The organism is Methylobacterium indicum, assembly GCF_001043895.1.
Lineage (GTDB): Bacteria > Pseudomonadota > Alphaproteobacteria > Rhizobiales > Beijerinckiaceae > Methylobacterium > Methylobacterium indicum.
This window is the reverse complement of the sequence record NZ_JTHF01000012.1, coordinates 17,168-33,588: the sequence shown is the minus strand read 5'-3', so window position 1 is coordinate 33,588 and position 16,421 is coordinate 17,168. Positions and strand designations below refer to the sequence as shown.

15 protein-coding genes are annotated in these 16,421 nt (G+C 74.4%); 4 read left to right on the top strand and 11 right to left on the bottom strand.

The window, feature by feature from the left end; all coding sequences use genetic code 11:
- The first annotated feature begins 8 nt into the window (after positions 1-8).
- Positions 9-1,313 carry an MFS transporter gene (locus tag QR78_RS01625; RefSeq protein ID WP_048425735.1) on the top strand — a complete coding sequence of 435 codons (1,305 nt, stop codon included), beginning with the start codon at positions 9-11 and terminating at the stop codon, positions 1,311-1,313.
- Positions 1,314-1,360: 47 nt separating this feature from the next.
- Here the strand turns inward: QR78_RS01625 and hmuQ are convergent, their stop codons facing one another.
- Positions 1,361-1,681, bottom strand: a complete 321-nt coding sequence (gene hmuQ / locus QR78_RS01620; RefSeq protein WP_048425756.1) for a heme-degrading protein HmuQ — start codon at positions 1,679-1,681, stop codon at positions 1,361-1,363.
- Positions 1,682-2,171: 490 nt separating this feature from the next.
- Here hmuQ and QR78_RS01615 point away from each other — a divergent pair, with 490 nt between their 5' ends.
- Positions 2,172-2,597, top strand: a complete 426-nt coding sequence (locus tag QR78_RS01615) for a helix-turn-helix domain-containing protein (RefSeq protein WP_048425734.1) — start codon at positions 2,172-2,174, stop codon at positions 2,595-2,597.
- A 28-nt stretch (positions 2,598-2,625) separates the two neighbouring features.
- Here the strand turns inward: QR78_RS01615 and QR78_RS01610 are convergent, their stop codons facing one another.
- Positions 2,626-3,963: a cobyrinic acid a,c-diamide synthase CobB gene (locus tag QR78_RS01610; RefSeq protein ID WP_048425733.1), complete on the bottom strand. Its 1,338-nt coding sequence runs from the start codon at positions 3,961-3,963 to the stop codon at positions 2,626-2,628.
- Positions 3,964-4,017: 54 nt separating this feature from the next.
- Here QR78_RS01610 and QR78_RS01605 point away from each other — a divergent pair, with 54 nt between their 5' ends.
- Positions 4,018-5,121, top strand: a complete 1,104-nt coding sequence (locus QR78_RS01605) for a cobalt-precorrin-5B (C(1))-methyltransferase (RefSeq protein WP_048425732.1) — start codon at positions 4,018-4,020, stop codon at positions 5,119-5,121.
- 73 nt (positions 5,122-5,194) lie between these two features.
- On the opposite strand, the gene QR78_RS01600 is transcribed toward QR78_RS01605, so the two are convergent.
- The 4 genes from QR78_RS01600 to QR78_RS01585 all read right to left on the bottom strand — a co-directional run bounded on the left by QR78_RS01600 (position 5,195) and on the right by QR78_RS01585 (position 8,595).
- Entirely contained in the window at positions 5,195-5,728 is a 534-nt protein-coding gene (locus QR78_RS01600; RefSeq protein WP_158004004.1) for a GNAT family N-acetyltransferase, read from the bottom strand.
- Between the two features lie 349 nt (positions 5,729-6,077).
- On the bottom strand, positions 6,078-6,866 hold the full coding sequence (gene cobM / locus QR78_RS01595) for a precorrin-4 C(11)-methyltransferase (protein WP_048425730.1): 789 nt from the start codon (positions 6,864-6,866) through the stop codon (positions 6,078-6,080).
- Positions 6,863-7,351 carry a cobalamin biosynthesis protein gene (locus QR78_RS01590; RefSeq protein WP_082172041.1) on the bottom strand — a complete coding sequence of 163 codons (489 nt, stop codon included), beginning with the start codon at positions 7,349-7,351 and terminating at the stop codon, positions 6,863-6,865. The genes cobM and QR78_RS01590 overlap by 4 nt, the downstream gene beginning before the upstream one ends.
- Positions 7,351-8,595 carry a bifunctional cobalt-precorrin-7 (C(5))-methyltransferase/cobalt-precorrin-6B (C(15))-methyltransferase gene (locus tag QR78_RS01585; protein WP_048425729.1) on the bottom strand — a complete coding sequence of 415 codons (1,245 nt, stop codon included), beginning with the start codon at positions 8,593-8,595 and terminating at the stop codon, positions 7,351-7,353. The genes QR78_RS01590 and QR78_RS01585 overlap by 1 nt, the downstream gene beginning before the upstream one ends.
- Here QR78_RS01585 and QR78_RS01580 point away from each other — a divergent pair.
- The gene (locus tag QR78_RS01580) at positions 8,594-9,349 is read left to right on the top strand and encodes a cobalt-precorrin-6A reductase (protein WP_089504248.1); all 756 of its coding nucleotides are present in this window, start codon (positions 8,594-8,596) and stop codon (positions 9,347-9,349) included. The genes QR78_RS01585 and QR78_RS01580 overlap by 2 nt on opposite strands.
- On the opposite strand, the gene cobJ is transcribed toward QR78_RS01580, so the two are convergent.
- Genes cobJ through cobN form a run of 5 tightly spaced genes read right to left on the bottom strand, consistent with a single transcriptional unit; the run spans position 9,322 to position 16,301 of the window.
- Positions 9,322-10,077: a precorrin-3B C(17)-methyltransferase gene (gene cobJ, locus QR78_RS01575; protein ID WP_048425728.1), complete on the bottom strand. Its 756-nt coding sequence runs from the start codon at positions 10,075-10,077 to the stop codon at positions 9,322-9,324. The genes QR78_RS01580 and cobJ overlap by 28 nt on opposite strands.
- Entirely contained in the window at positions 10,074-10,865 is a 792-nt protein-coding gene (locus QR78_RS01570; RefSeq protein ID WP_048425727.1) for a precorrin-2 C(20)-methyltransferase, read from the bottom strand. The genes cobJ and QR78_RS01570 overlap by 4 nt, the downstream gene beginning before the upstream one ends.
- On the bottom strand, positions 10,865-11,497 hold the full coding sequence (locus QR78_RS01565; protein ID WP_048425726.1) for a precorrin-8X methylmutase: 633 nt from the start codon (positions 11,495-11,497) through the stop codon (positions 10,865-10,867). The genes QR78_RS01570 and QR78_RS01565 overlap by 1 nt, the downstream gene beginning before the upstream one ends.
- Positions 11,494-13,038, bottom strand: a complete 1,545-nt coding sequence (locus QR78_RS01560; RefSeq protein WP_048425725.1) for a hypothetical protein — start codon at positions 13,036-13,038, stop codon at positions 11,494-11,496. The genes QR78_RS01565 and QR78_RS01560 overlap by 4 nt, the downstream gene beginning before the upstream one ends.
- On the bottom strand, positions 13,035-16,301 hold the full coding sequence (cobN, locus tag QR78_RS01555; RefSeq protein WP_048425724.1) for a cobaltochelatase subunit CobN: 3,267 nt from the start codon (positions 16,299-16,301) through the stop codon (positions 13,035-13,037). The genes QR78_RS01560 and cobN overlap by 4 nt, the downstream gene beginning before the upstream one ends.
- Positions 16,302-16,421 lie beyond the last annotated feature (120 nt).

Sequence of the window (16,421 nt, the reverse complement as noted above, 5' to 3'; positions counted from 1 at the left end):
CTCAGGCGATGGATGCGACGGCGAGCGGCGCGCGAGCGAGCGCGACGGGAGAGAGCGGGGACCTCGAGGCCGTCGCGGCGCCGGTGACCGGACCGCCGCAGGCCGCGCCGGCGACGACGATCATCGCTCCGGCCGCGGCCGGCCCGGCGGCCCTGGTGCTCGGCGGCCTGAGCCTGTCGCACCTCCTCAACGACATGATCCAGTCGCTGCTGCCGGCGATCTACCCGCTCCTCAAGCAGGCCTACGCCCTCGACTTCGCCCAGATCGGCGTGCTCACCCTGGCGTTCCAGCTCACCGCCTCGCTGCTGCAGCCGGTGGTCGGCCTCGTCACCGACAAGCGGCCGATGCCGTTCTCCCTCCCCACCGGGATGCTGCTCTCGCTCTGCGGCCTGCTGCTCCTGTCCCATGCCGGAACCTACGAGCTCCTGATCCTGGCCGCCTGCTGCATCGGCCTCGGCTCGGCGATCTTCCACCCCGAGGCCTCGCGGGTCGCCCGTCTCGCCTCGGGCGGGCGCTACGGCCTCGCCCAGTCGGTGTTCCAGGTCGGCGGCAATGCCGGCTCGGCGCTGGGCCCGCTGCTCGCCGCCTTCATCGTGGTGCCGCTCGGCCAGAGCAGCGTCGCGCTGTTCGCGGTCGCGGCGCTCGCGGGCTTCGTGGTGCTGTCGGGCGTGGGTCGCTGGTACCGGGAGCGGCTGCGCACCGGGGCGGCCCGTCCCCGCAAGGGCGGGGCCGGCGGACGGACCCTGCCGCGGGGCAAGGTGGTCGCCACCATCGCGGTCCTGCTGGTGTTGATCTTCTCCAAGTACTTCTACATGGCGAGCCTGAGCTCGTACTTCACCTTCTACCTGATCCACCGCTTCGGCGTGTCGGTGCAGGAATCGCAGCTCTACCTGTTCGTGTTCCTCGGCGCGGTCGCGGCCGGCACGGTGGCGGGCGGGCCGATCGGCGACCGGTTCGGCCGCAAGGTGGTGATCTGGGGCTCGATCCTCGGGGTCCTGCCCTTCACCCTGGCGCTGCCCCACGCCAACCTGTTCTGGACGGTGGCGCTGACGGTGCCGATCGGCATGATCCTGGCCTCGGCGATGCCGGCGATCCTGGTCTACGCCCAGGAGCTGCTGCCCGGCCGGGTCGGCCTCGTCGGCGGGCTGTTCTTCGGCTTCGCTTTCGGCATGGGGGGCCTGGGGGCCGCGGTGCTGGGCGAGGTCGCCGACCGGACCAGCATCGAGTACGTCTACGGCCTCTGCGCCTTCCTGCCGGCGGTGGGCCTCATGGCGGCGTTCCTGCCGCGGCTCGAGGCGCCCCGCGCCGCCTGAGACGGCGACGCGGGAGCGGGGCGCGAGCCCCGCTCCGGGACCGGAACTCAGTCGTTCCGGGCGACGGTCTGGATCGTCTCGAACCCCTCGAATTGCGGGTGGCCGAGATAGAGCGGCTTCGTCCCCGGGGCGCGGCTATGAGCCTTGCGGAACTGCTCGGAACGGGTCCAGGCCTCGAAATCGGCCTTCGAGGACCAGATCGTGTGCGAAGCGTAGAGGATGTGGTCCTCCGCCTCCGGCCCGCGCAGCAGGTGGAACTCGACGAATCCCGGCATCTCGCCCAGGTGGCTGTCGCGCCCGAGCCAGACCTGCTCGAAGTCCTGCGCAGCATCCTTGTAGACCTTGAACCGGTTCATCGCGATGAACATGGCGGGCATTCCTCCGGGCTCCAGCGGGTTCGGCCGTTGAGATGGTGGCTCGGTCGCCGCCGGCAAGGTGACCCGTCCGGGTCTGCCCCGGAAGCACCGCCCCGCGACCTGCAGTTAGGTGGGATCTCAGTAATTTTTCTAACCTCTGTTCCCTTGGGGAATTCACTCGGAGCGTGTAGACGTGCGTTGGGTTGCATGTCAGACCCGCATGCGCGTCCCGAACCGGCTTAGAAACGGCACGGGCGAACGGAATGATTGGCCATTCGGCTCACCGGAAACGCCCGACGCGGCGGATCGACCGGGACGAGCCGGGGAGGCGAGAGGGTGGACCGGAGGCGAGGCGTCTTCGCTGCCGGCCCGAATGGGAGCCGCGAGGCTGCCGGCGCGAGACCGCCCCGGCCGGCCCGCGGGCATGGATGACGCGGGACGGCGGCAGCCCGGTCACCGGGACGGAGCCTCCGACAGGCCAGAACCAAGACGTTGAGGACCGATGCCCAAGCAAACCACTGAGGTCGATCGGCTCGTCGGAGTGCGGATCACGGCCCTGCGCAAGGCCAAGGGACTGAGCCAGACCGCCCTCGGCAATGCCGTCGGCGTCACCTTCCAGCAGGTCCAGAAGTACGAGAAGGGCCAGAACCGCGTCGGCGCCGGCCGCCTGCGCGAGATCGCCCGGCTGCTCGAGGTCCCGGTCTCGGCCTTCTTCGAGGACCAGACCGGCGGCGACGGCAGCGACGACAACGTCTTCGGCTTCCTGAGCGCGCAGGGCGCGATCGAGCTGCTGCGCGCCTACGTGCAGATCGAGGACGAGCAGTTGCGCCGCGAGGTGCTGGCGATCGTGCGCTCGGCCGCCCGCCTCGGCCGCTCGGCCGCCGCCGCGAGCGCCGAGGCGACCGCGACGGCGACTGCCGCCGAGTAGGCGCCCCGCGACCCCCTCCGGGCTGCCGTCAGCGCAGCCCGACGAGGTGGAAGAAGCTGCCGCTGACCCGGCCGCGCCGGTGTCCGGCAAGACCCAGGGGGCGCCCTTCCGCATCCGTGACCTCGGCCAGGGCCTCGTCGGGCCCCGGCTGAGGCGTGAGTTCGCTCGCGTAGTGGAACTCGTGCCCGACGAGGCCCTGGCCGGCCGGCCCGAGGGAGCCCGGCCCGACGAGCGTGGCGATCCGGTAGCCGAGATGCAGCCGGCGCCGGGCGTAGGAGGTCGCGACCGGGAGGAGCCCCGCCATGCGGTGGGTCGCGCCCTCGGCATCTTCCAGGCTCTCGCCCAGCACCATGTAGCCGCCGCATTCGCCGTGGACCGGCCTCGTCTCGGCGAAGGCCCGCAACCCGTCGAGGAAGCGCGACGCCGCGGCGATCCGGCCGGCATGCAGCTCCGGGTAGCCGCCGGGCAGCCAGCAGGCGTCGCATCCTGCGGGCGGCGCCTCGTCGGCGAGCGGGGAGAACGGCACGATCTCGGCCCCTGCCGCCCGCCAGCCGGCCTCCAGATGCGGGTAGACGAACGAGAACGCGGCGTCGCGCGCCACCGCCAGGCGCTGCCCGGGCGGCGGCGGCAGGAGCCCGGTCCCGGGTGCCGGGACATGCCCGCCGGCGGCGGCCGCCACGGCGTCGAGGTCGATCGAGGCCTCCGCGAGATCGGCGAGGCGGTCGAGACGGGCCTCCAGGTCCGCGGTCTCGCCGGCCTGGATCAGGCCGAGATGGCGCTCGGGCAGCACCAGGGAGGCCTCCCGCGGCACGGCGCCGAGGACCGGCACGCCGATCCGGGCGAGGCCGACCTCGACGAGGCGGCGGTGGCGCGGGCTCGCCACCTTGTTGAGGATCACCCCGGCGAGCTGGAGGCGCGGGTCGTAGGCCCGCACGCCCAAGGCCGTCGCGGCGGCCGATTGCGCCGCCCCCGAGACGTCGAGCACCAGTACCACCGGCCAGCCGTAGCGGGCGGCGATGTCGGCATTGGCGCCGCTGCGGCCCTCTTCCGCCACGACGCCGTCGAACAGCCCCATCGAGCCCTCCGCCAGGACCAGTTCGGCCGCCTCGCCGGCCCGGCCCGCCACCGCGTCGAGCAGGGCACCGTCCATGGCGAAGCTGTCGAGGTTGTAGCTCGGGCGTCCCGTCGCGGCGGCGTGGAAGGCGGGATCGATGTAGTCCGGCCCGCATTTCGCCCCGGCCACCGCCAGCCCGCGCCGGCGCAGGGCCCGCAGCAGGGCGAGGGTCACGGTGGTCTTGCCGGAGCCGGAACGGGCGGCGGCGATCAGGAGGCCGCGGGCGGGGCGTGGGGTCACGAAAGCTTCCATCGTCTCACGGTCGGCGCACATTCACCGCGCCGCCGCGGGGTGATACCACGCCGCATGGATGCGACACGACCACGGGAGACCCTGCGCCGCGGCTGGACCACCGGCGCCTGCGCGGCCGCCGCCGCCAAGGCGGCCTATGCCGGTCTCGTCACCGGCGCCTTCCCGGACCCGGTCGAGATCCCGCTGCCGAGCGGCGCCCGCCCTGCCTTCGCGCTCGCCCGGACCGCGACCGTCGCGGACGGCGCGCTCGCGGGCGTGGTGAAGGATGCCGGCGACGACCCGGACGTGACCCACGGGGTTCTGGTGCTGGCCACGGTCCGGCGGGGCGCGCCGAACTCCGGCATCGCGTTCCGGGCCGGCCCCGGCGTCGGCACGGTGACCCGGGCCGGGCTGCCGCTGCCGGTCGGCGAGCCGGCGATCAACCCGGCCCCCCGGCGGATGATCGCAGCCGCGATCCTGGAGGCCGCCGCCGGCCTCGGCGGGCCGCCGGACGTGGTGGTCGAGGTGTCGATCCCGGGCGGCGAGTTGCTGGCCCAGAAGACCCTGAACCCCCGGCTCGGCATCCTCGGCGGCCTGTCGGTGCTCGGCACGACCGGGGTGGTGGTGCCCTATTCCTGCGCGGCCTGGATCGATTCGATCCATCGCGGGGTCGACGTGGCCCGGGCCGGCGCCCTCGACCACGTCGCGGGCGCCACCGGCTCGACCTCCGAGGAGGCGGTGGCACGCCTGCACGGCTTGGCCCCCCAGGCGCTGATCGACATGGGCGACTTCGCCGGGGGCATGCTGAAATACCTGCGCCGCCATCCGGTGCCGCGGGTCACGGTGGCGGGCGGCATCGCCAAGATGGCGAAGCTCGGACACGGCCTCCTCGACCTGCATTCGCGCTCCGGCCCGGTCGATCTCGCCTGGCTGTCGGAGCGGGTCGTCGAGGCCGGCGGCACCCCGGACCTCGCCCGGCGGGCAGCCGGCGCCAACACCGCCCTCGAGGTGCTGCGGCTCGCGCAAGGCAGCGACCTGCCGCTCGCCGATCTCGTCGCCCGCTACGCCTGGGCCACCGCCGCCCGGGCATTGGCAGGGTCGGGCAGCTCGCTCGAGGTGGTGGTGTTCGACCGGGAGGGCGGTCTGGTCGGGCGGGCGCCGTTTCACCCGGTGGGGTGAGACCTATTGTCATCGCACCGACGGACCGACGATCAGGATTCGAATCTAGTCCGCCCCATCGGTTCACGTCGCGTCAGGCACGGTCTTTCGACTCGGATTGGCCGATAACGATGGGATCGGCCCAATGGTAGCGAATCACCGGCCGGTCGCCGCCGGGAACGGAGTGCCGGCTCCTCTCGGCGATCACGCCGCCGCGCCGCTCGTAGAAGCGGCGGGCCGGTTCGTTCTGCTCGAAGCACCACAGGTAGATTCCTGACGCGGGGTAGGCGCGCAAGGACCACTCGGCCGCGGCTCCGAGCAGATCCGTCCCCAAGCCTCGCCCCTTCGCCTCGGGCAAGACGTGGAGGTTGTCGATCAGCGTTCCCCAACGCTCATCCTCCGCTCCGACCGCGCAGACGAAACCGACCGGCCCGTCGGCCTCCTCGGCGATGAGAGCGGTCACCTGCGGATGATGCGGCCCAATGCGGCCGGTCCAGGCTTCCAGACGGTCCTGCTCGATCGGACCGGCGAGGAAGTCCGGATCGAGGATCCCTCGATACGCCGCTCTCCAGCTCGCTGTATGGATCCGAGCGAGCACGGCGGCATCGGCGTCGGTGGCGATTCTCATCCGCATACACGATGTCTCCGGACGGAGTTGCGAAACCCCACGGTACACGACCCTGTCCGGGAACCGTGCAGCCAGGCTCCATGACCCATTGCAAACCAACCCCTTTTCCGGACGACTGAAGCGAAGCGGAAGGAGATCCGGAATCCAGCACGAAAAGCCGCGAAGCGTCTCATTGTCTGCGACGGTGCAACAGGTTGAGCCGCTTCGCGGCATGTCCTCTGCTGGATCCCGGATCTCCTTCCGCTGACGCTCCAGTCGTCCGGGAAAGGGGGTGGAACGCCCGCGTGGTGGCCTCCACTTACTTCAATGTCGTGTACTGTGGTGAAACCCACAACGGCCGGGAGCCGGATCACGTCGACCGGGGGCCGGCGGGGACCGTCACCGCTCCGCCCGGCCGGAACCGCCGGTCGTAATCGACCGCGTACAGCGCGCTCTCGCGAAACTCCGTCGCCCCGAGCGCCGGGCCGACCAGGATCAGCGCCGTACGCTCCAGTCCCGCCGCGGCGACCTGATCGGCGATGGTGGACAGGGTGCCGCGCAGCACCCGCTCGTCCGGCCAGGTTGCCCGGAAGACCACCGCCGCCGGGCAATCCGGGCCGTAATGCGGGATCAGCTCGGCCGCGACCGTCGCGACGACATGGATCGAGAGGTGGATGGCGAGCGTCGCCCGGGTCGCCGCGAAGGCGGCGAGGCGCTCGGTATCGGGCATCGCCGAGGCACGGCCGCTGGTGCGGGTGAGCACCACCGATTGCGCCAGTTCCGGCACCGTCAGTTCGCGCCCCAGCACCGAGGCGGCGGCGGCGAAGGAGGGGACGCCGGGGGTGAGGTCGTAGGGGATGCCGAGCCGGTCGAGGCGGCGGGTCTGCTCGGCCACCGCGCTCCAGATCGAGAGGTCGCCGGAATGCAGCCGCGCCACCTCGTGACCGGCCGCGTGCGCCGCCGCCATCTCGTCGATGATCGCGTCGAGGGAGAGCGGGGCGGTGTCGACGATCCTGGCGCCGGGCGGGCACCAGGACAGGATCTCGGGCGCCACCAGCGAACCGGCATGGAGGCAGACCGGGCAGCGGGCGATGAGGTCGCGGCCCCGCACGGTGATGAGGTCGGCGGCCCCGGGGCCGGCACCGATGAAGTGGATCATGACGACAGGGCGTCTCCGCTGGCGGCGAGCGCGCAGGTGGCACCCGCCGAGGCGATGCGGGGCAGGATAAGGCGCCCCTCGGGGCCGGATGCCGCGAGGGCGGCAGCCTCGGCGAGCGAGCCGACGCCGCGCAGGGCCTCGATGCGGACGGAACGGGTGACGACCCGGCGGCCGGCCTCGCGCAGGGCCTCGACCCCGATCGCGACGAGGGGCACGCCGAGGGATTGGGCCGCCGCGCGGATCGCCGGATCGCCGGCCCGGTCCTCCGCGGTGGCGAGCGCCGCGAGATGCGCGCCCGGCAGATCGGCCTGGCGCAGGCCCTCGGCTACCAGACCCAGGATCTCCTCGGCCGAGGTGGCCTGGCGAAAGCCGATGCCCGCGACGAGCGCGCGCGGCGTCGCGGGAGCGGGGGCGCGGCCGGGGCCGTGCTGGAGCGCGGGCGGCGGGGCCGAGCCCGGGACCCGGGCGTGGATGACAAGGCCCATCACGGCTTGGCCAGCGCCCATTGCGTCACCGGCATCGCGGTGCGCCAGCCGGTGAGATGGCCGACCGGCTCCGCCCGGGCGACCGAGAGGCGCCGCAAGGTGCCGCCGTGCTCGGCGTGCATGCGCAGCAGTAGGGCCTCGCTCTCCAGCGTCACCGCATTGGCGACGAGGTGCCCGCCGCGGGGCAGGGCGCCGAGCACCGCCGCGACCAGGGCCGGATCGGAGACGCCGCCGCCGATGAAGGCCGTATCCGGGGCCGGCAGCCCGGCGAGGCTGTCCGGGGCGCGGCCGACCACGACCCGCAGGTCGGGCACGCCGAGGGCGAGGGCGTTGCGGCGGATGCGGCCGGCGCGGTCCTCGCGCGCCTCGATCGCGATGGCGCGGTTCGCCGGATGGCGCAGGCACCACTCGATGCTGATCGAGCCCGAACCGGCACCGACATCCCACAGCACCTGCCCGGCGCGCGGGCGCAGGGCCGCCAGGGTGACGGCGCGGATCTCCGCCTTGGTGAGCTGGCCGTCGCTCTCGAACCAGGCGTCGTCGAGGCCGGGCGCCAGCGGGATCACCCGAGCGTCCGGCTCGGCCACGACCTCGATTGCGACCGTATTGAGCGGGTCGATGCCGCGCTCCGAGAACGCGGCCGCCAGGGCACTGCGGCGGCGCTCGCGGGGGCCGCCCATGGCTTCGAGCATGGTGAGGCGCGAGCGCGGGAAGCCGCGCGCCGTCAGCAAGGCCGCGAGTTTTTCCGGCGTCGACCCGTCCCAGGTCAGGACCAGGAGCCGGGCGCCGGGCTGGAGATGCGGGATCACCCGCTCCAGGGCCCGCCCGTGCAGGGTCACGCACGCGACCTCGGCGAGCGGCCAGCCGAGCCGGGCGGCGGCGAGGCTGAAGGCGGACGCCTGGGGATAGGCCGCGATCTCCTCCACCGGCACCAGCCGGGCGAGCTCGGCGCCGACGCCGTAATGGAACGGATCGCCGGTGGCGAGCACGCAGGTCGGCTGCCCGCGCCGGGCGAGGATCGTCGGATACGCGTCCGAGAGCGGGCTCGGCCAGGCCAGGGTCTCGGCGGAGAGCGGGCCGGCCAGTTCCAGGTGGCGTCGCCCGCCGATCACGAGCCCGGCGCCGTCGAGGGCGGCGCTCGCGGCCGGCGACAGGCCGGCCCGCCCGTCCTCGCCGATGCCGACGATGGCGAGCCAGGGGGCGGCGCTCGACACGGCGGCGACCTCAGGCGACAAGGCGGCCATGCGCATCCTCATCCTGGGCGGCACCACCGAGGCCGCCGCTCTGGTGCGGCGGCTCGCCGACCGGCCGGACCACGACGTCACCCTGTCGCTCGCCGGGCGCACCACGGCGCCGCTGGCCCTGCCGGTGCGCACCCGCATCGGCGGCTTCGGCGGAGCGGAAGGGCTGGCAGCCTATCTCCGCGAGCACCGCATCGCGGCGTTGATCGATGCCACCCATCCCTTCGCCAGACTCATCTCGCGCAATGCCGCGGCGGCGAGCCGTGCGGCCGGCGTGCCGCTCCTCGCCGTGCGGCGCCCGGCCTGGACCCGCGCGCCCGGCGACGACTGGCGCGAGGTCGATTCCGTGGCGCAGGCCGTGCCGGCGCTCGGCGAGGTGCCGAAAAGGGTTTTCCTGACGGTCGGGCGCCTCGAACTCGCCGCCTTCGCGGCCGCGCCCCAGCACCGCTACCTCGTGCGCACCATCGAGCCGGTCGGCGATGCGCTGCCGGGGATCGACGTGACGCCGATCGAGGCCCGCGGGCCCTTCGGCGCCGCGGACGAGGCCGCCCTGATGCGCGCCCACGGCGTCGAGGTCCTGGCGACGAAGAATTCCGGCGGGGCGGCGACCTACGGCAAGATCGAAGCGGCCCGGGCCTTGGGTCTGCCGGTGGTCATCGTGCGCCAGCCCGCGCTGCCGGAGGTGGCGCAGGTCTCGCGGATCGACGACGTGCTGGCCTGGCTCGACGCTCATCGGGCGACCGAGCGCGGGGTGTAGACGAAGGGGGCCTGCCCCTCCCGCGGGATCAGCCGGGTCGCGCTCGCGCCGATCATCACCAGCGTCGCCATGTCGGCCTCCGCCGCCCGCGCCTGGGCCAGCGTCAGGATGCGGATCGCCTCGTCGGGCCGGCCGACGGCGCGGGCGAGGATCACCGGGGTTTCGGGTGCGCGGTGCTCGGCGGCAAGGCCGAGGGCCACGCCGAGCTGCCAGGGCCGGGCCCGCGAGATCGGGTTGTAGAGCGCGATCACCAGATCGGCGGCCAGTACCGCGTTCAGCCGCGCGGTGATGACCTCCCAGGGCTTCAGGTTGTCCGACAGCGAGAGGGCGCAGAAATCGCCGCCGAGCGGCGCGCCGATCCGCGCCGCCGCCGCCAGCATCGCGGTGATGCCGGGCTCGACCGTGATGGACAGCGCGCGCCAGGCCGGATCGCCGGCCTCCAGCGCCTCGAACAAAGCCGCCGCCATGGCGAAGACGCCCGGATCGCCCCCCGACACCACGGCGACCCGCCGGCCGGCGGCGGCGAGTGCGAGGGCGTGGCGGGCCCGGTCGACCTCGACCCGGTTGTCGCTGGCATGACGCGTCAGGCCCGGCCGCTCCGGCACCCGGGCGACGTAGGGAAAGTAGCCGATGAGGTCCTGCGCCGCATCGAGCGCCGCCTGCGCGGCGGGCGTGAGGTAGCGCGGATCGCCGGGCCCGAGGCCGATCACCGTGACGGACCCGCTCACGGCCGGCGGCCCTCGCCCGGCACCAGCACCATCGAGAAATAGGGCGCGGTGTCGTCCGGCTTCTCGGCCAGCGGCGTCACGCTCTCGCCCGCCATGGTGCCGCGCTCGACATAGACCGCACGGCCGATCAGCCCGGCCTCGGCCAAAGCCGCGCGCACCTTGGGCAGGTGGCGGCCGAGCTTCATCACCACGGCGGCGTCGGTGGTCTTGAGGCGCGCCACCAGCGTCGCGTGCGGCAGGGTGGCAGGCAGCACCGTCAGCACGTCGTCGCCCCAGGTGATCGGGGTGTTGGCCCGGGTCCAGCAGCCCGACATGCCGGTGACGCCCGGCACCACCTCGACCGGGAAGCGGTCCTTCAGGCGGCGCCACAGATGCATGAACGAGCCGTAGAAGAAGGGATCGCCCTCCGACAGGATCGCCACGTCGCGGCCGGCCCCCAGCACCTCGGCGAGGCGGGTCGCCGCCTCGTCGTAGAACGCGGCGAGCGCGGCCACGTAGGCCGGGTCCTCGGGATGCAACTCGGTGGTGTAGGGGTAGGGCAGCGGCCATTCGCGTGCGGCGTCCCGCACCACCGCGTCGGCGATGGTGCGGGCGTTGCCGCGCTTGCCCGCCTTGCAGAAATGCACGAGGTGGTGGGCGCGCTCCAGCACCCGCACCGCCCGCACGGTGAGGTAATCCGGGTCGCCCGGCCCCATGCCGACGCCGTAGAGCGTGCCGGTGACCGCGCCGGTCGGGGCGGAGGGGATCTCGGCCGGGTCGGCCTTGAGGAAATCGGACGGGCCGTCCATCACTCGACCTCGTTGGCGAGCGCGTTGACGGCCGCCGCCGCCATGGCGCTGCCGCCGCGCCGGCCGCGCACCACCAGGAACGGCACGCGCCCGTCCGCCGCGAGCGCGTCCTTCGATTCCGCGGCACCGACGAAGCCGACCGGGATGCCGATCACCGCGGCCGGCGGCGCCACGCCCTCGTCCAGCATCTCGAGCAGGCGGAACAGCGCGGTCGGGGCGTTGCCGACGGCGACGATCGAGCCGGCGAGCCGGTCGCGCCACAATTCCATCGCGGCGGCGCTCCGGGTCGTGTCGAGGGTCTTTGCCAGTTCCGGCACCCGCGGGTCGGAGAGGGTGCAGATCACCTCGTTGCCGGCCGGCAGGCGGGATCGGGTGACGCCGTCGGCGACCATGCGGACGTCGCACAGGATCGGGGCGCCGCGGCGCAAGGCGCCCTCGGCGGCCTCGGCGAAATCCGGCGACAGGTCGATGTCGGCCGGGAGATCGGTCATGCCGCAGGCATGGATCATCCGCACCGCCACCCGCTCGGCGGCGCCGTGAAAGCGCGCAAGGTCGGCTTCGGCGCGGATCATCGCGAAGGAGCGCGCGTAGATGGCGGCGCCGTCGCGGATGTAGTCGAGGCGCGGGTTCATGCGGGCTCCCGGAAGGCGTCTCTGAGGCCGGTCTCGGCCCATGGGCTGGACAAATCGCGAAGGCTCTCTAGCCGCTCCAGCACGGCACCGAAAGTCAGGACGCGATCGGTGTCGGTTCCGGCCTGGCCGTCCAGCACCACCCCGTAGCGCCCGTCGGGCCGCCCGACCAGGGTCAGCGTCGCGGGGCCAGGATGGGCGCAGCCCTTCGGGCAGCCGGAGACGTGGGCCGTGGCGCCCTCCCGGGAGAAGGCCGCGAAGGCGGCGGCGAGGCGGGGCGCGTCGCCCTGCGCCGGAGTACCGCCCGACGCGCAGGCCGGCGCACCGGGGCAGGCGGCCACGGCGCGGCGCGGGTCGGCGGGATCGACGATCAGGCCGGCGGACGCGGCCTCGTCGCGCAAACGCGCGGCACTGGATTCGTCCCGCGCCGTCAGGGCGATGCCCCGGCTCGGCGTGAGGGCGAGGTGGCCGTCCCCGTAAAGCTCGCTCCACCCCGCGAGGCGGTCGAGGAGGGCAGCCTCGCCGCGGCCGAAGGGCAGTTCGGCGAGGAGCGTGCGGCCGTGCAGGCCGGCGGGAGGCACGGTGCCGGCCGGCGGCGCATCGCCCCGGGGAAGGCCGTCGAGCAGGGCGTCGCGCTCCGCGTCGGGAAGCGCGCGCATCCGGCGGGCGCCCGAGGCGGCGAGGCCGAGCAGGAGCGTGCGTAAGATGGCGAGCGCGGCGGGGCCCGGCATCGGCGCGAGCCAGAGCGGGGCGGCCGGGGTTGCGATGGCGAGTTGGAGCGCCGGAAAAAGTGTGTCTTCGGCGCCTTCCGACACCGCTCGCCGCCCGGTGCGCATCTCCTCTCCCCGCGGGCGGGGAGAGGGTTTCGTCCCCTTCGTCGGGGGCGAAACGAGGCGGCAGCCGATGGTGAGGGGGTATCTCCGGAGGAGTCTCACGCGTCGAGACCCCCTCACCCCCGCTTCGGCTGCGCCTGCGCTCGCTTCACCCCCGACGAGGGGGGTGAAGCCCTCTCCCCGCCCGCGGGGAGAGGAGAGAACTCGCGCCCGATACGGCGACATCGAGGTGAGGCGGCCCTCTGCGTCGGGTGCCACCCGCACCCAGACATCCGCCTCGACCGGCCCGAGCCCGCCGGCCGCGTCCTCCACCGCCACCAGGGTCTTGGCCGGCAGCCCCGCGACCTCGCGGCCGATCGCCTCCACGGCCGCGACGACGGCGAGGACATCCGCCCCCGCGAGCGGCGCGTCGAGGGTCAGGCGCTGCGGGCCGCCGTCGTGGCGCGCGTCGCCAAGGCCCGCTTCCGCGAGGATGTCGACCACGTGTCCGTGGCTCTCCACGGTCACGCCGCGGATCTGCAGGTTGCCCCGCGCCGTCACGTCGAGGAGGCCGTTGCCGCCCTCGCGGGCCGCGCGAGCCGCCGCGCGAACCTGCCTGGCCGAGAGCCGGCCGGAGACCGGGTGGAGGCGGACGAGGAGCCCGTCGCCGGTCGGCATCGGCCGGGCGAGGCCGGGGCACCAGCCGCGGCGGGGAGCGGGATCGACGCTCATTCGGCGGCCTCGCGCGGCTCCAGGGCGGCAAGCGAGTTGCGCCGGCTGCGCCACAGGCCCCGGTCGCGTAGCGCGGCGAAGCGGGACTTAAGCGCCGCGGCGACGCCGGGATTGGCCGTCTCGATCGCAGCCAGCACCTCCGGATCGCCGAGATAGGCGTCGTAGAGCCGGTCGAGCTCGGCATCCGCGACCGCGTCGGTGGCGGCGGCCATGACGAACACGGCGTCCAACCCCTGCGCCAGTTCCTGCGCGCCGCGCCAGCCGTGGCGGAGCTGCGCGGCGATCCAGCGCGGATGGGCGAGGCGTCCGCGCACCAGGCGGGCGACGTCCTCGCGGGCGGTGCGGGCCTTCGGTGCCTCGGGCCGGCTGGTATCGAGGCTGTAGAGGGCCGGCGCCGCCCCGAGCGAGACCGCGGCGGCGGAGAAGCCGCCCATCGCGTCGGCGCCGGCATCGCCGTCGAGAAGGTCGCGCTCGGCGACGTCGAAGGCGTGCAGGTAGGCGTCCGCCGCCGCCACCCGGGCGGCGAAATCGGCGTCCTCCGCCCCCGTCGCCTCCGCGGTGGCGTCGAGGTAGGCCCGGGCGAGGTCGCCGCGCCCGGACCACTGGCCGTCGAGGGCGAGGGACGCGGTGCCGGCACCGTAGCGGCCGGGCGCGGCGCCGAAGACCCGGGCCGGCGCCTCGCCCCGGCGGCGGGCCGCGGCGAGCGGGTTGTCGGCGTCCTCCTCCTCGCGGGAGGCGACCGCCCGGGCGGCCCGGTCGAGGAGCGCCAGGGTGTCGGGAAAGGTGTCGCGGAAGGCGCCGGATACCCGCACCGTCACGTCGATCCGCGGCCGGTCGAGAAGGGCGAGGGGCAGCACCTCGAATCCGGTCACCCGGGTCGAGGCATGGTCCCAGGTCGGGCGCACGCCCATCAGCGCGAGCGCCTGCGCCACGTCCTCGCCGCCGGTGCGCAAGGTCGGGGACGCCCACAGGTCCATGACGAGGCGAGCCGGGTACTCGCCCTCGTCCTGGAGATAGCGCCGCACCACCTCCGTCGCGGCCTTGTCGCCGAGCATCGTGGCGGCCCGGGTCGGAAGGGCACGGGGATCGAGGGTCGCGAGGTTGCGCCCCGTCGGCAGCACGTCGGCCCGGCCGCGGGCCGGCGAGCCGGCGGGGCCCGGCGGCACGAAGCGCCCGTCGAGGGCTGCGAGCAGTCCCGCCCGCTCGGCCGGGCCGCAATCGGGATGGGCCTCCGGCGCCTCGCCAAAGACATGCAGCCCGTCGCGCATCGTCACCTCGGCGAGGTCGCACAGATGCGCGTCGAGGGCGGCCAGCGCGTCGGGCATCGGGGTGTCGCGGTCGATGCCGGCCGCCGCAAGCAGCCCCGCATCCCCGGCCCGCTCCAGGATCCCGCGGGCGATCAAGGTGGCGCGGCGCGGATCGAGCACGGTGGCGGCGGAATACTCTTCCACCAGTTCGCGCAAGGTCGCGGCCTCGGGGTCGAGCCCGGCGGCGGCGGTTTCGGGCGGCAGGTGGCCGATCGTGACGGCGCCGATGCGGCGCTTGGCCGGGGCCGCCTCGCCGGGATCGTCGACGATGAACGGGTAGACCACCGGCAGCGCCCCGACCGCGAGGGCCGGCCAGCAGGCGGGCGAGAGTGCCGCCGCCTTGCCGGGCAGCCACTCGGTGGTGCCGTGGGTGCCGAGATGGATCAGGGCATCCGCCTCGGCGCGCAGGGCGAGGTGGAACGCCAGATAGGCGTGACAGGGCACCGCGTCGGGATCGTGGTAGCCGTCCTTCCGGTCGCCCTTGTGGCCCCGGTCGGGCTGGAGCGCCACCAGCACGCGGCCGGCCCGCACCGCCCGGAACCGGAAGGCGCCGTCCCGGCAGGCCGAATCGTCGGCGGGTTCGCCCCATTCCGCGGCGAGCGCCGCGCGCGCTCCCTCCGGCAACCGGGCGCGCCAGGCCTCGTAGGCGGGAAGCGGCACCGCGAGGCCCGGCGCGTCCTCGGTGAGGCGGCGCATCAAGGCGTCGGGCTCGGGAATGTCAGAGACGGCGTAGCCCTCGCGGCGGAGCAGGTCGAGGATGGCCCTCGTGCTCGCGGGCGTGTCGAGCCCGACCGCGAACCCGGCCCGGCCGCCCCGGGCCGGGTAGTCGGAGAGGACGAGCGCGAGGCGGCGCTCCCCCCGCGGGATGCCGGCGAGGCGGGCCCAGGCGGCGGCCCGGTCGGCGGTGGCGGCAATGCCGGCGAAATCCGGCACCGCCCGGCGCTCGCGAAACCCCTCGACCTCCGGCGCCTCCTCCTTGTGGGAGACCGGGAAACCGGAGAGGCGCCCGTCGAATTCCGGCAGGGCCACCTGCATGGCGAGGTCGGCGGCGTTGAGCCCGCGGGCGGAGGCCGCCCAGGCGTCCCGGCCCGAGCCGACCGTGAAGGCCTGGATCACCGGGCAATCGGCGGCGTCGAGGACGAATCCGGCCTCATCCCGGGCCGAGAAGGCGGTCGCGGCGACGATCACGGCGGGCCGGTGCGCGGCCACCGCCTCGCGCACGACCGCCACCGCCTCCGGGTCCTTCAGGCTCGCGACGGCGACGATGGTGGGAGCAAGACCCCGCTCCCACAGGGCGGCGGCGAGTGCGGCAGCCGGCGCCGTGTCGCCGCCGAGGATCGCCGAGCGGTAGACGAGGACCAGGGCACGGGGCAGGGGCGAGGCTGGGCCGAGCGCGTCGAGCGGGCCGCAGCCCGGGCACCAGGCGAATCCCCGCGGCAGCGCCCGGGGCAGCCCGGCGACGACCGGCCGGCCGAGCTCCGCGGCGATCCGGGTCAGGAGGCCGCGCAGGTTCTCCACGCCGCCGGCCCGGACATAGCCGTCGAGGGCGTCGCGCAGATCCGGCGCGACGGTCGAGATGGCGGCGAGCCGCGGATCGGGCCGGTCGCAGCCCGGCAGCACAACGAAGGGGATGGCGTGGGCCCGGCAGGTCTCGGCCAGCCGCTCGAGGCCGTAGCGCCAGTAATCCATCCCGCCGAGGCAGCGCACCAGCACGAAGCGCGCCCGGGCGATCACCGCGTCGGCGTAGAGGTCGACGGAGAGGGGGTGGCGCAGCTGCGCCATCTTGGCGAGCCGCAGGCTCGGCCAGTCGCCGGACAGCGACGCATAGGCGCCGGCGAGCCCGGCGAGGTCGGAATCGGTGAAGGAGAGGGCGACGATGTCGCCGGGCGCCTGGCCCAGATCGACCGCCGCCTCGCCCTCGTCGAGGGAGACCGTATCGACGCGGAGGAGGTGCATCGGCCTCTAGATCCTCAGGCGCGTGCTGACCCACTCTTCGCGGTCAACTCGGTTTTCCCGCCCGGCGAAGAACTCCTGCACGCTCCAGGGCCGCGGCGCCGGCTCCGACATGGGATGGCC